This is a genomic window from Capnocytophaga genosp. AHN8471 (assembly GCF_016806945.1).
GTDB lineage: Bacteria > Bacteroidota > Bacteroidia > Flavobacteriales > Flavobacteriaceae > Capnocytophaga > Capnocytophaga periodontitidis.
On record NZ_JAESPJ010000026.1, the window covers coordinates 140,721 to 154,269 of the forward strand.

The window sequence follows — 13,549 nt, forward strand, 5'->3', positions numbered from 1 at the left end:
ATCTTTGCACCCAAATTACATAAATGAACACTTGGGGTCGACCGGTTTTGACAGTAAGTGGCATTGAACAGTAAGCATACCGAGCTGTGAAATGAATGCTCGTTAATCTCTATTTCAAAATTTTAAATGGCGAGAATAACTACGCTCTTGCTGCCTAATCTGAAGTTTAGTAAGATTTCTGGCTAAGTCCCTACAAGGTAGGGAAGCGAGATGTCTCTGAAAAGCCCTTGTTGACGGCGTTTCGTATAGAGGCACCATAAAAGTCAACATCGAACCTGCAGTAAGCTTCTGCTAATGGTTCTTAATTTCAGGAAGCTAAGCGTAAAATGGGCGGTGCTCGGTCAGTTTTACGACGAAAATTAAATGAGTACTAAGTATGTAGAAAGCTCTTTGATGACTTATTTGGACGAGAGTTCGATTCTCTCCGACTCCACTAAATAGGCAATAGGTAACACGTAACAATTAGAAGTTGATAGGTTATTGGTTGCCTTTTTCTATTTTTAACCATTTACTAATTTGCTAATTATACCGTGTGGATCGTAATTCGTGAAAATATCAAAATAGCACTCGATAGCATCCGTGGGCAACTCTTGCGCACCATCCTTACCGTGCTCATTATTGCCATCGGTATTACTGCATTGGTGGGTATCCTCAGTGTGATTACCGCTTTGCGCAATACCCTCGAAGGTAATTTCTCTTCTATGGGAGCAAACACGTTTTCTATAACTCGCTATCAGTATAGTCAGCGCGCTGAAGGCAGCGGAACTACCCAAAAACCTCATCCTTATATCACTTATCAAGAAGCAACTACTTTCAAAGAACAGTTCAATAATCCGTTTGCCAAAACAAGCATTTCTATAAATGTTGCCTCAGCAGCCGAAGTGAAGTACGAAAACAAAAAAACTGACCCGCTCGCAGTAGTGGTAGGAGTTGATGAGTACTATATCGGCAATTCAGGTTTAGAAGTAGACGAAGGACGCAATTTTAGTGATTTTGAGATTCAAAACAATAGCAAAGTATGTGTTATAGGTTCCGATTTTAAGAAAACCCTCCTCAAAGATGTAAATCCTATCGGAAAAACTATTTCTATACGAGGTTATAAATTCAAAATAATAGGGGTACTCAAAGAACAGAGTTCTTCTTTTGGCAACTACGAAAATTTTCAAGTGTTCATTCCCTTAAATATTGCACGTGCCGCTTTTCCTGTAGATAATCCTAATTTCCAATTAAAAATAAGCGCCCAAAGTAAAGATCAGCTTGACGGATTGGTAGACGATGCTACCATCGTGATGCGCAATCTTCGTCAGTTAGCACCTTTGCAAGAGAATAATTTTGGTATAGAGCGTAGTGACGACCTTTTGCAGCGCATAGGTAATATCACAGGTACACTCACCATTGCAGGTTTTGTAATTGGCCTTATCACTATATTAGGTTCTTCCATAGCCTTGCTGAATATTATGCTCGTTTCAGTAACCGAACGCACCAAGGAAATAGGCATTCGCAAAGCATTAGGAGCAAAACGCAAATCAATAACTTTACAATTTTTTACTGAAACGTTACTCATCGCACAAATGGGAGCAGTAACGGGTATTGTGTTGGGTATCAGTTTAGGATTTGTAATAGCCAAAGCTGTAAAATTCCAATTTACTATTCCTTGGGGCGTGATAGCAATAGCCATTATTATTGCAGTAGTAGTATCTGTAATTTCAGGCTTGTACCCTGCGATGAAAGCCTCAAAATTAGACCCTGTCGAAGCATTGAGATATGAATAACTAACCTCTTACACCTATGTTTAACAACCTCCATATAGAAAACGAACCCGTAAATATCCCGTTGCCCTACGGCATTACCCTCACTATCAAGCGTGAGGACAAGAACCACCCTTTTGTATCAGGTAACAAGCTCCGCAAACTCAAGTATAACATTGCCAAAGCTCAAGAGGAAGGCAAAGATACCCTCCTCACCTTTGGAGGGGCTTATTCTAATCATATCGCTGCTACAGCTGCTGCGGGGCAAATTGTAGGTTTGAAAACTATAGGTGTGATTCGTGGTGATGAATTAGCTTCTAAAATAGATGTTAACCCAACGTTAAAGTTTGCTAAATCTTGCGGAATGAATTTTTGCTTTGTCAGCCGTGAGAATTATCGCCAAAAGCATACGCTCGAATTCTTACAAAATCTCCAAAAACGCTATGGTAACAATATTTATATAGCCCCCGAAGGGGGTACTAATACGCTGGCTGTGAGGGGTTGTGAAGAAATCCTTACCCCTGAAGATAGCGTTTTTGATGTGATATGCTGTGCAGTAGGTACCGGAGGTACTATATCAGGACTTGTTAATTCAAGCGCTAATCACCAGAAAGTCATAGGTTTTCCTGCACTTAAAGGCGAGTTTCTCACTGATGTAATCAAGCAATATACTACCAAAACAAACTGGGAATTGATACACGATTATAACTTCGGTGGTTATGCCAAAGTGAACGACGAATTAGTAGATTTTTTAAATGATTTTAACAGTCAAACAAAAATTTTATTAGACCCTATATATGTAGGTAAAATGATTTTTGCTATCTTTGCCCTCTCAAAGCAAGGGTATTTTCCGCCCAATACCCGCATATTAGCCATCCACACAGGTGGTTTACAAGGAATTAAGGGCTTTAACAACGAACGAATTAAAAAACATAAAAGTATATTGAATTATGATGAAAAGATTTAGTTTACTATTACTATTTCTCTTTATAATATCATCTTGCTCTGAACAGCATTATAGGAATGGGAAAAATTCTCACTCCTTAATCTATCGTGGGCAACGACCTACACCACGTATGGACGTCAAAAAACCTACCCATTCAGAGCTCGCTCAAAGGAATAAAGCCTTGATGGATTCAAAACTCAATCGCAAGGATTTTATGGAAGACGATTTCCACGAAGTACCTCCTGCTCTCCAAGTGACAGAAGCGGTAACTCAAAAGTATATTGGAGATTACAAAGATATTGCTATGGTCGAAATGCAGCGCTATAACATTCCTGCAAGTATCACATTGGCACAAGGTATCTTAGAAAGTGGCTCTGGACAAGGTCGCTTGGCACGCTATGGCAATAACCATTTCGGTATTAAATGCCACGCTACTTGGAACGGCAAAACAATTACCCACGACGACGATGAGAAAAGCGAGTGCTTCCGCCGTTATAAATATGCTTACGAATCTTTTGAAGACCACTCTCAATTCTTAGTAAAACGCGGTAGATATAGCTCCTTGTTCGAGTTAGACCCTACCGATTACGAATCGTGGGCGCACGGACTCAAAAAAGCAGGCTACGCTACCGATCCTGCCTATGCTAAAAAACTGATTGCCCTTATCAAGAAATTTAACCTGCATCTGTACGACAATCAAGTGATTGCAATGAAAGGAACAGAACTCAAAATGCCTAATACCGATGTCATTGCTACACCTACACCTAAAATTGCAGCAAAAGAAACCACTCAACCAGCTGTTAAAGAAATAGCTAAACCAACAGTCAAAGAAACACCTAAGCCGGTAGTTAAAGAAACGCCTAAAGTCATAGCTAAAGCTGAAACAACTAAAGTGCCTGCTGCTAAATCTGCTTCAGCAACAGCTAAAGAAAGTCCTATCAAAAAAGATGCAATTGCACAAGTGTTTTATAAAGTGCAAACAGGCGATACTTTATATAAAATAGCACGCGAACAACAAGTGCCAGTACAACAACTGATGAAACTCAACAATTTTGATGATGTAGCTAGTAGCAATCTGAAAGTAGGACAACAAATCCGTGTAAACTAATGACTTTTGCCGAATTGAAAGCGCATATTCACAATAGTTTACAATCTTTGTATCCTAAGAGTGAAATCAATTCTTTTTATTTTATCTTGTTAGAACATTATGGTAATTATACTACAGCCGAGGTATTAGCCAATGTTAGTACTCAGCTCACTGATAATATAACAAAAGCGATACAACAAGCGATTACAGAATTACAAACAGCTAAACCCATACAATACATTTTGGGCGAAACTGAGTTCTTCTCTAATCGTTTTTTTGTAGATGAGAATGTCCTCATACCCCGACCCGAAACCGAAGAATTAGTCGATTGGGTATTGCAAACCTATCCTGATAAAACCTATCCATTACACATTTTAGATGTAGGTACGGGCAGTGGTTGTATTGCCATTTCATTGGCAAAAGCCTTGCCTGAGGCACAGGTAACTGCTATAGATGTTTCGCCTAAAGCCATAGCAGTGGCACAGCGCAATGCCGAGCGCAACGGAATAAAAGTTCAGTTTTTACAACGAGATATTTTGCAAACCGAAACCTTGCCCGAGAAGTACAATATAATCATTTCTAACCCCCCCTATGTGCGTGAGTTAGAAAAAAATGAAATGCATAGCAATGTGCTCAACTATGAACCTCATTTAGCTCTTTTTGTCCCCGATGATCGCCCACTGTTGTTCTATGAGCAAATAGCTACTCTCGCTCAGCAATATCTGAAGCCTAAAGGCAGACTGTTTTTTGAGATTAATCAGTATTTAGCAGCCGAAATGCAAGTGATATTAGCACAGAAAAACTTTACTGAAATTACCCTTCGTCAAGACCTTTCGGGTAACAACCGTATGCTTTGCGCTCGCACCTTTACCAAAGTTAAATAATATCAGTTCAATATAACAGAAAATTGATTTACAGCAATATAACACAATATATTCACAAAAAATCACCGTCAGGTGAAAATTCGTGAAATTACTTACCTCGAACTCACATTAAATAAACTCCGATAACTCTGAGAATACTGAGACCTCCAAGATCTTTGATACTCAGAGAACTCCCATCCCATAGAACTCAATACCCTTACTGTTCAAAATTTGGTATTTCAAAAAAAAGTATTACCTTTGCCGAAAATTACTAAGTGGGTCTTGTAGTTCAACGGATAGAATAGAAGTTTCCTAAACTTTTGATCCAAGTTCGATTCTTGGCAGGACCACTTGTTTTAATCAGTAAAGATTATGAAAGATTTAAACGTATACATCGAAGAGTTGCTCTACAAACACCAATGCGTGATTATCCCTAAGTTTGGAGCATTCATCTCTAATAGAAAATCAGCCAAAATGGCTGATGATAAGACTTTTGACCCCCCTAAACGCGAGCTGAGTTTCAATGCAAGCCTCAATTCTAACGACGGATTGCTGATGAAATATGTCTCTGAACAATCAGGTATCGACTATAAACTCGTTGAAGACTATGTAAATCTCGCTGTTGAAGGTTGGAAACGCATCTTACAGCAAGAACAACCTTTGGTGTTAGACAGAATCGGTACTTTGCGCCAAACTCGTGAAGGCCGTGTGTCTTTTGAACCAGCTAACGAAGTAAACTACCTTACCGATTCTTTCGGTATGGGACCTTTTGTGCCTCACGAAGTCCCTACTGCCGACCTCCAAATTGCTGAAAATCAAATTAAACCTACAATCGATCCTGAGTCAATTCTCCCTCCTGAAGAGAAATCTCTCGCCGCTATTGAAAGCCCTATTTCACAACCAGCACCTCCTGTAGAGCCTATTTCTCAACCCGAAGTAGAAAATATAGTTCCTCCTAAGCCTACTGTAAATAAAAAGAAATTCAAACTGCGTCCTTATATCAAATATACAGCAGTAGCAATGTTAGGATTGGCAATATTGGCCTATGGTGCCTATGCTTTGTTTAGTGAAAAACTCGCTAATGGCAGCTCCGATGAACAACAATATGTGGTAACCGATAGTTTGGTGCAAGAACGTTTAAACCAGCAACTTAGTGAAGCAGCGGTATTTACTCCACCTATCACTATGCCCGTAATCAACCTTACCCCAGAAAAAGGTAAGGCAAAACCTGAATCTAAACCTAAAACGGTTACTGAATCACCTAAACCTACAAGAACAGAACCTACACCAACCTCAAAACCTACACAAACTACAGCAGGTACTAAACCTACACAAACCACCACAGGTACTAAACCTACGCAAACTACAGCAGGTACCAAACCTGCTAACACGAACACTCCAAGTGCATCTAACCGACCTTCACCTTTGGCTAACAAAAAATATCAAGTGATTGCAGGAGCTTTTAGTTCCGAGAAAAACGCTCAGGCTCGTGTACAGCAACTTAGAAAAATAGGTTACCCTAATGCTTTCGTCTTAGGTGTAAACGCCAAAGGTCTATACCAAGTGAGCTATGGTGGTTTCGACTCTGTCGATGAAGCAAGACTACAACAACGCGAAGTACAAGCTTCTAAACAAGAGAAAAAACTCGACGGCGGATGGATACTCACTCAACCCTAAAAAAATGATACCATATAAGAAAACCCCTTCTGATTCACGTACTATACTCACCGACCTCGTACTACCTGGCGAAACCAATCACCTGAACGCTATGTTCGGGGGTGAGCTTCTCGCTCGTATGGATAGAGCCGCAAGTATAGCCTCTCAGCGCCACTCAGGTCGTGCTACGGTTACCGTATCAGTAAACCACGTCGCTTTCACCCATAGCATACGTGTCGGGAGTATCGTAACTGTTGAAGCGGCTATCTCACGCGCATTCTCCTCTTCTATGGAAGTGTATATAGATGTATGGATGGAAAATACCTATGGCGAACGCACTAAAGCTACCGAGGCGATCTACTCGTTTGTCGCGGTCGACGAAAATGGTCACCCCGTAAAAGTACCCGAATTAGAACCCGAAACCGAGCTTGAAAAAGAACGTTTCAAAGGCGCTTTGCAACGTCGCCAACTCAGCCTCGTAATCGCTGGCAAATTGAGCCCTCACGATGCTACCGAGCTCAAAGCCCTATTCACCGAGTTAGAAAATAGTTGATGTAATAGCAAGAACCGCCACTGTAAAAAGGCGGTTTTTTCTCTTAAAAACAAATAAAAATGACCTTATCAGAAGAAAACCACTTGAAAGCTATCTTTCACCTCTATGCCGAAACTAAACAGGCTGTGAGTACCAATGCTATTGCCGAAGTGATGAACACCAAAGCTTCATCAGTAACTGATATGCTCAAAAAATTAGCCGAAAAACAACTTATCAACTATGTCAAATATCAAGGTGTTACACTCTCCAAAAAAGGCTATCAAAGAGCTGTTAGCATCATTCGCAAACACCGTTTGTGGGAAGTGTTTTTAGTAGAAAAACTTAATTTCTCGTGGGACGAAGTTCACGAAATAGCCGAAGAACTCGAACATATACAATCCGATAAACTCATCGAACGCCTCGACGCTTTCTTAGGATTCCCTAAAAAAGACCCTCACGGCGACCCTATCCCTAATAAAGAAGGTGTCTTCTCTACCACCGTCCAAACCCTTCTCAGCGAACTCAAACAAGGTGATAAAGGGGTCTGTGCCGCCGTAAAAAATACCTCTAAAGAGTTTTTGGTGTATCTCAACAAAATGAACATCGCTTTGGGTGATGAAATAGAAGTACTCAGCAAAGAACCTTTTGACGACTCTATGTTCCTGCTGGTAAATGATAAACATATCAATCTCTCTGCAATGGTTTGCAGAAATATATATGTCAATGGAAATACTAAGAAAAATGAATAAGAAAAAACTAACCCTCATTATAGCCCTTATTGCTGTAATAATAGCTGGCGCTTACTGCACCTATAATTATTTTAGCAAACTCCGCTTTGAAGAAATAACCGTAGAACGTAGCGAAGAAAATTGCGACGACGATTGCTTCTCTGTGAGCTTGAATTATTTGCATTGTAAAGGCAATAGCGAGTTTGCCCAAAATTTCAATAAAGAAATTGAAATGCAAATTTCTAATTTCCTCCTTTCCAACGAAGATACGCTCCAAGTAGAAGGCATCAGTGTCGAAAAAGCCTTGGATAGTTTGAGCAACGATTACTACAAACTCCACGGCCATTTCCCCGAGCTCCCAGCTTTCGAGTTCATCGTTACCGATAGCATTATGTGGAAAAATACCAAAATGCTCTCTTTGGTATCTAATCGCTATGCCTCTACAGGTGAAGCTCAACCTACACAAACAAAAGTATTTACTAACTTTACCCTCGATGATGGCGAGGTAATTACAAACGAAAATCTCTTTACCGATGAACAAAAAGTAACTCAAATTGCCGAACGTTACTTCAAAAAAGCAAAAGAAACCGCTACAATTACTCCTTTAAACGATAAAAAATTCGATTTTGAAGATGGAGTATTTTCCCTCCCTAACAAAATGGGAATCGCTACCGATGCCCTCATTTTGTACTACGACCCTTTTGAAATCGCTCCTTATGTAGATGTGCCTTTTGAAGTAAAAGTACCCATCAAAGAGATTATGCCTTATCTTACTTTTGCCGATGATAAATAATATGAAAGAACAATTAACAACACTCCATAATGCTCTCCTCCAAAAAAATGAAGTAGAAGGTCTCGCTTTCTTAGCTCAACAATTCCCCAATGAAATTGTCTTTTCTACCAGTTTTGGATTAGAAGATCAAGCAGTTAGTCACCTTATTTTGGCAAACCAAATCCCTATCAGTATCTTTACTTTGGATACAGGGCGCTTGTTCAACGAAACTTACTCCGTTTGGGAAAGTACCAATGAACGTTATCACACTTACATTCAACCTTATTACCCTAAAGCAAACGATATAGAAGAATACGTACATAAAAACGGACCGCTCTCTTTCTACCGCTCTGTCGAACTCCGCAAAGAGTGCTGCCATATCCGTAAGGTAGAACCTCTCAGTCGCGCGCTCAAAGGTAAAAAAGTGTGGGTTACAGGCTTGCGTGCCGACCAAAGTACAGCCCGCAAAGACCTCCCAATACTTGAGTGGGACGATACCTATCACCTATTTAAGTATAATCCTATTCTCCATTGGACTTTTGAGGATACAAAAGCTTTCATCAAAGCGCATAATATCCCCTACAACGTGTTGCACGACAAAGGTTTTGTAAGTATCGGATGTGCCCCTTGTACCCGCGCTATCAAAGAAGGTGAAGATTTCCGCGCTGGCCGCTGGTGGTGGGAAAGTAACAGCAAAAAAGAATGCGGACTCCACGAACACAAATAAATCAACAAATAAGCAAATCACCAAATCGACAAATCGACAAATTGATAATATGACTTTTTTCAAAACCCTCTTAGCTACAATCCTCGGATTCTTTATCTCTATGGGAATATGCCTCCTCCTATTCCTCATCTTCATCTCTATGATGATAGGTTCAGTAGTAGGAAGTTCCTCTGGCGATGAAATAACCGTAAAGGATAATTCAGTATTGGAACTTGCTTTCAACGAGCCACTTACCGACTATAGTGAGCGCATTAGCTTCAAAGATTTCGATTATACCTCTCAGTCTTACAACGGATTGAACACTACTCTAAAAGCTATTCAAAAAGCCAAAAACGATAAACGTATCAAAGGTATTTACCTCAAAAGTACGGGTAACATCGGGGGGTTAGCGTTTGCTCAAGAACTCCGTAAAGCCTTAATCGATTTCAAATCTTCTGGTAAATTCGTCTTAGCCTATAACGACGAAGTTTCTCAACTTGATTACTATCTTCAAAGTGTCGCCGATAAAATTTATATAAGTCAGCTCGGAAGCGTTGCTCTCCGCGGTCTCTCTTCCGAAGTGCTCTTCTTCAAAGGTTTGCAAGAAAAAACAGGAATCCAAATGGAAGTAATTCGCCACGGTAAATACAAAAGCGCTGTCGAACCTTTCTTAGATAATAAAATGAGCGACAACAACCGCTTGCAAATCACACAACTGCTCAATGCAATGTGGAGTATTATCGCTGCCGATATCGCCCAAAGCCGCAATATCTCTGTTGATAAACTCAACGAAATCGCTACAAATGTAGGCGGACGTACTGCCCAGCTCGCTAAAAACAACGGACTCGTAGACGATATCCTCTTCCGAGATGAGTTCGAGAAAATTATATGCTATAAAACAGGTAGCAAAAGTATTGACAAAGTAGATTTTATCAATATAGAAGACTATGCCGAAGCTGTGATAGGTAAAAACTCAAGCCATAAAACTAAAGATAAAATCGCTGTGATTTACGCCGATGGTGAAATTATGCAAGGCGAGGGGCGTGCCGAAGTAGTGGGCAACGAAACCATTATCCGTGCTTTGCGCAAAGCCGCCGATAAAAAAGAAGTAAAAGCAATCGTTCTCCGTATCAATTCCCCCGGTGGTGATGCCTTAGCTTCAGAGCTGATGCATCGCGAAATAGAAATCACTAAAAAGAAGAAGAAGGTATATGTATCTATGGGAAATTACGCCGCTTCAGGTGGATATTATATAGCTTGCAATGCCAATCGCATCTTTGCTGAAGCAGGTACCATTACAGGTTCTATCGGGGTATTTGGAGTGATTCCTAACGTAAATGCTTTAGCGACTAATTGGGGTATAACTGCCGAAACGGTGAGCACTCACCCTAATGCTCAATGGTATAGCCCTTATCAAAAGCCTACTGAACAATTCAGAAAAGAAATGACTGAATCTATCGAACAGGTATATACTGTATTTTTAGACCGTGTAGCCAAAGGACGTGGGAAAACAGTAGCTCAAATAGACTCTATCGCACAAGGCAGAGTGTGGAGCGGTAAAGAAGCTCTTGCCAATGGTTTGGTAGACGAACTCGGCTCTCTTAACGATGCCATCGCCTATGCCGCTAAAGATAACGGACTCAAAGAATATCGCACTATTTCTTATCCTGTATTCGAAATGGATTTCAAAGCAATGTTCCGCCGTTTTGGAGCTCAGTTGAGAGGCGAAAATTTGCGTAACGAAATGGGAGTAGAAGCTTATGAAGTATATCAACAAGTGAAACGTATCGCTCAACAACGCGGCATACAAGCCCGTTTAGAATACGATGTGAAACTGAAATAGTTACGAAATTTAACACAAAATTAACATTTTTAAACTTGCCTATCTCATTTTTATTACCTACATTTGTACAGAAAAACATTAAAACCTATCTATTATGAAACGTGCAATGTTTGAATACACAAAAATGATTTTATCAAAGGTAAGTTTTGATCCAAACTTATTCTACAAAGAACTTAACAAAGCAATAGATAGACTATTGCCCTACGAAGTAGAAGAACTAAAAGTTTGGCTTGATGCCTATACTAAAAATAAGCCCGAACTTTCACACTGCAAGGTGCTTATGGATAAATAATAAAGCTGCCTACGTAAGTAGGTAGCTTTTTCTTACTTCTTACCTCTTATCTAAAAATGAACATCACCAGTACTCAAAACCCCCTAATAAAAAAAATCGCTCTTTTGAGTGAAAAATCACGCGAACGTAAAAAACAAAGTTTATGTGTAGTAGAAGGCGCACGCGAAATACGTTTAGCTTTACAAGGTAACTATACCCTTGAAACGCTCTTGTATCAACCTGATATCTTCAGTGAAAGGCAACTCACCGAATTGCTCGGTTATACTACCCAAAAACTCACGCCTATTGCTATCAGCAAAGAAGTGTATGAGAAGATTAGCTATCGCAGTTCTACTGAGGGGGTGATAGCTTTGGTAGAAGTAAAAAAACACGGTTTAGACACTTTGGCATTCAGCACTAAAAAACCTTTGCTATTAGTAGCCGAAGCTCCCGAAAAACCAGGAAATATAGGGGCGCTCCTCCGTACTGCCGATGCTGCCCATATAGATGCTGTGATTATCGCCAACCCTAAAACCGACCTCTACAACCCGAATGTCATCCGCTCGAGTGTGGGCTGTGTGTTTACGGTGCCTATCGCCACAGGTACTACTGTTGAGGTCATTGATTTTTTGAAAGCTAAAAACATCAATAGTTATTGTGCGGCTCTCACGGCATCTAAGCCTTACTACGAAGTGTCGTTTAGCGAAGGCTCAGCCATAGTAGTAGGCACAGAAGACCAAGGTCTCACCGATGAATGGCTCAAACACAGTACCCAGAATATCATCATCCCAATGGAAGGGGTAATCGACTCTATGAATGTATCGGTAGCGGCTGCTGTACTCATCTTTGAGGCAAAACGCCAAAGAGTAATGACGAACTACGAATAACGAATTACGAATATGAAACACCTCATAACAATCCTTTTTCTATTCTTTTGTAGTTTATCAGTGGAAGCGCAATATACCTTGCCTTCTTCTCAGATAGATGTTATAGCCTATGATTCTAAGGGGCACATCTATTTCTATCAGCAAAAAGGAGAAGATATGCTTTTGAGAATGCAGCTAAATGAAGATAGAGAAAAAATTCAAGAAGAGAGTTGGTTGTCAAAACTCAGTTGGCACTCCACTGATAATCCCATTCTCTTTGATGAGCTCCAAAAGAAAGGATTACAGTTGATTCATATAAAAGATATTCGCCCTACTCAATTCAAGGATTTTATTAAAAAAGATTTTACTTTTTTTGGGCAACTACGTCAATATACCACTACTCCTATAGTGAAATTTTTTAGTGAAAACTTAGGGGCTATACAACTTTTTTCTCATAAAACTATTGAAGGAAAAGAATACTTTTTCCCCGATAGGCATTATTTTTCTATCCCTTTAGTGCTAAATTTTAGTGACGAAAAAAAAGCTTATATGCTATATAATCACGCTATTATCATTCCCTTAAAAAATGAAAATAGATTTATTACCGATTGGTTTAAAGGGGCTAATGTTCCATTAGAACCTACCTCACCTATTAAAGTTTCGTATTACGCAAATTTTAGTAACTTCTATTCTAAAGGGATGTTTATTCCTTACAAACGCAACAACGGTTATGAACTCATCAATAAGTTGGGGACTAAGTTGCTATCTCAAACTTATGATACACTCTATTTCAATGATTATGCTATTGTAGGAAAGAAAGCCAATGAGTTCAGTGTGTATAATCTGTTATTGGAAAAACAACCTATAAAAGGAATAAAAGCACTCTATTTGTACAATAGCTATGATTATGTAGAAATTCTCACCTCAAAAGGTGCTTATTATTATAGTTTTAGTGAAAAGAAGCCACTGAGAAGAGTAGATATGAAATTAGAAAATTGGTGTCCTGTAGGGAAACACGATGTTTCGGTTAGTATTGAAAAAGATACTACAGCGCCTCATCCTTATACATTGTTATTAGCATATCATATAGAAGGATTCCAAGATAAAAAATTCCCTCTTATAGACCGTACTGCCGACGAAGAACTTTCTCTGCTCAGCTTAGGAGCTGAACTTCCTTTTATAAGAAAAGTAAAAACACCCTCAGGCTACTGTGTTGTAGTGAAGAAAAATGGAAAATACGGACTGATGAACTATCCATATCACGAAGATTCTCAACCTTTAGAGGCAAATGTACTACTTCCTATTACTTTTGACAAGATAGAAAAACGCGAAGATCAATTAGTATACATTTATAAAAATGGCAAAGTAGGTATCTATCCTGAGCAAGAAAAACCTTTATACGATACGATTCAACCTCTTACTAATTCTTTCTACCGCATTACTAAAAACGGTAAACAAGGCTATCTTGATATCCGCACCTTTAAAGAATACTTTTTTAACTATAAAAAATGAAATACAAAAAGCTGTCTAA

General features: G+C 39.5%; 13 protein-coding genes, 1 tRNA gene and 1 other RNA gene. All 15 read left to right on the forward strand.

Features of this window, described 5'->3' with window-relative positions; all coding sequences use genetic code 11:
* Window positions 1–33 precede the first annotated feature (33 nt).
* The 15 genes from ssrA (at window position 34) to JMN12_RS11530 (ending at window position 13,530) form a co-directional block, all read left to right on the forward strand.
* Window positions 34–436: a transfer-messenger RNA gene (gene ssrA / locus JMN12_RS11460) on the forward strand.
* A 94-nt stretch (window positions 437–530) separates the two neighbouring features.
* Window positions 531–1,772, forward strand: coding sequence for an ABC transporter permease (locus JMN12_RS11465; RefSeq protein WP_203081991.1), 1,242 nt, complete (start codon window positions 531–533; stop codon window positions 1,770–1,772).
* Window positions 1,773–1,788: 16 nt separating this feature from the next.
* Entirely contained in the window at window positions 1,789–2,715 is a 927-nt protein-coding gene (locus tag JMN12_RS11470; RefSeq protein WP_203081992.1) for a 1-aminocyclopropane-1-carboxylate deaminase/D-cysteine desulfhydrase, read from the forward strand.
* A complete protein-coding gene (locus JMN12_RS11475) occupies window positions 2,699–3,802 on the forward strand; it encodes a glucosaminidase domain-containing protein (RefSeq protein WP_203081993.1) in 1,104 nt (367 codons plus the stop codon). The genes JMN12_RS11470 and JMN12_RS11475 overlap by 17 nt, the downstream gene beginning before the upstream one ends.
* Entirely contained in the window at window positions 3,802–4,665 is an 864-nt protein-coding gene (prmC, locus tag JMN12_RS11480; RefSeq protein WP_203139281.1) for a peptide chain release factor N(5)-glutamine methyltransferase, read from the forward strand. Before JMN12_RS11475 ends, prmC begins: the two co-directional genes overlap by 1 nt.
* A 257-nt stretch (window positions 4,666–4,922) precedes the next feature.
* Window positions 4,923–4,994, forward strand: a tRNA-Arg gene (locus tag JMN12_RS11485).
* A gap of 22 nt (window positions 4,995–5,016) precedes the next feature.
* On the forward strand, window positions 5,017–6,321 hold the full coding sequence (locus JMN12_RS11490; RefSeq protein WP_203139284.1) for an SPOR domain-containing protein: 1,305 nt from the start codon (window positions 5,017–5,019) through the stop codon (window positions 6,319–6,321).
* 4 nt (window positions 6,322–6,325) lie between these two features.
* Window positions 6,326–6,853 (forward strand): acyl-CoA thioesterase, encoded by a 528-nt coding sequence (locus tag JMN12_RS11495; protein WP_203139287.1) that lies wholly within the window; start codon window positions 6,326–6,328, stop codon window positions 6,851–6,853.
* A 59-nt stretch (window positions 6,854–6,912) separates the two neighbouring features.
* On the forward strand, window positions 6,913–7,581 hold the full coding sequence (locus tag JMN12_RS11500) for a metal-dependent transcriptional regulator (protein ID WP_203139289.1): 669 nt from the start codon (window positions 6,913–6,915) through the stop codon (window positions 7,579–7,581).
* Window positions 7,574–8,353, forward strand: coding sequence for a DUF3298 and DUF4163 domain-containing protein (locus JMN12_RS11505; RefSeq protein WP_203139292.1), 780 nt, complete (start codon window positions 7,574–7,576; stop codon window positions 8,351–8,353). The genes JMN12_RS11500 and JMN12_RS11505 overlap by 8 nt, the downstream gene beginning before the upstream one ends.
* A 1-nt stretch (window position 8,354) precedes the next feature.
* A complete protein-coding gene (locus JMN12_RS11510; protein WP_198466364.1) occupies window positions 8,355–9,059 on the forward strand; it encodes a phosphoadenylyl-sulfate reductase in 705 nt (234 codons plus the stop codon).
* Window positions 9,060–9,108: 49 nt separating this feature from the next.
* Window positions 9,109–10,881: a signal peptide peptidase SppA gene (gene sppA / locus JMN12_RS11515; RefSeq protein ID WP_203139295.1), complete on the forward strand. Its 1,773-nt coding sequence runs from the start codon at window positions 9,109–9,111 to the stop codon at window positions 10,879–10,881.
* A 94-nt stretch (window positions 10,882–10,975) separates the two neighbouring features.
* Window positions 10,976–11,173 (forward strand): hypothetical protein, encoded by a 198-nt coding sequence (locus JMN12_RS11520; protein WP_009413761.1) that lies wholly within the window; start codon window positions 10,976–10,978, stop codon window positions 11,171–11,173.
* Window positions 11,174–11,229: 56 nt separating this feature from the next.
* Window positions 11,230–12,039 (forward strand): TrmH family RNA methyltransferase, encoded by an 810-nt coding sequence (locus tag JMN12_RS11525; protein WP_203139297.1) that lies wholly within the window; start codon window positions 11,230–11,232, stop codon window positions 12,037–12,039.
* A gap of 12 nt (window positions 12,040–12,051) precedes the next feature.
* Window positions 12,052–13,530, forward strand: a complete 1,479-nt coding sequence (locus JMN12_RS11530; RefSeq protein ID WP_203139300.1) for a hypothetical protein — start codon at window positions 12,052–12,054, stop codon at window positions 13,528–13,530.
* Window positions 13,531–13,549: the final 19 nt, after the last annotated feature.

What these genes read in the sequence shown, in the direction of transcription:
- JMN12_RS11500 (WP_203139289.1), top strand. Translation starts at nt 6,913, where the DNA reads ATGACCTTATCAGAAGAAAACCACTTGAAAGCTATCTTTCACCTCTAT.
- sppA (WP_203139295.1), top strand. Translation starts at nt 9,109, where the DNA reads ATGACTTTTTTCAAAACCCTCTTAGCTACAATCCTCGGATTCTTTATC.
- JMN12_RS11520 (WP_009413761.1), top strand. Translation starts at nt 10,976, where the DNA reads ATGAAACGTGCAATGTTTGAATACACAAAAATGATTTTATCAAAGGTA.
- prmC (WP_203139281.1), top strand. Translation starts at nt 3,802, where the DNA reads ATGACTTTTGCCGAATTGAAAGCGCATATTCACAATAGTTTACAATCT.
- JMN12_RS11510 (WP_198466364.1), top strand. Translation starts at nt 8,355, where the DNA reads ATGAAAGAACAATTAACAACACTCCATAATGCTCTCCTCCAAAAAAAT.
- JMN12_RS11495 (WP_203139287.1), top strand. Translation starts at nt 6,326, where the DNA reads ATGATACCATATAAGAAAACCCCTTCTGATTCACGTACTATACTCACC.
- JMN12_RS11475 (WP_203081993.1), top strand. Translation starts at nt 2,699, where the DNA reads ATGATGAAAAGATTTAGTTTACTATTACTATTTCTCTTTATAATATCA.
- JMN12_RS11505 (WP_203139292.1), top strand. Translation starts at nt 7,574, where the DNA reads ATGAATAAGAAAAAACTAACCCTCATTATAGCCCTTATTGCTGTAATA.
- JMN12_RS11470 (WP_203081992.1), top strand. Translation starts at nt 1,789, where the DNA reads ATGTTTAACAACCTCCATATAGAAAACGAACCCGTAAATATCCCGTTG.
- JMN12_RS11525 (WP_203139297.1), top strand. Translation starts at nt 11,230, where the DNA reads ATGAACATCACCAGTACTCAAAACCCCCTAATAAAAAAAATCGCTCTT.
- JMN12_RS11530 (WP_203139300.1), top strand. Translation starts at nt 12,052, where the DNA reads ATGAAACACCTCATAACAATCCTTTTTCTATTCTTTTGTAGTTTATCA.
- JMN12_RS11490 (WP_203139284.1), top strand. Translation starts at nt 5,017, where the DNA reads ATGAAAGATTTAAACGTATACATCGAAGAGTTGCTCTACAAACACCAA.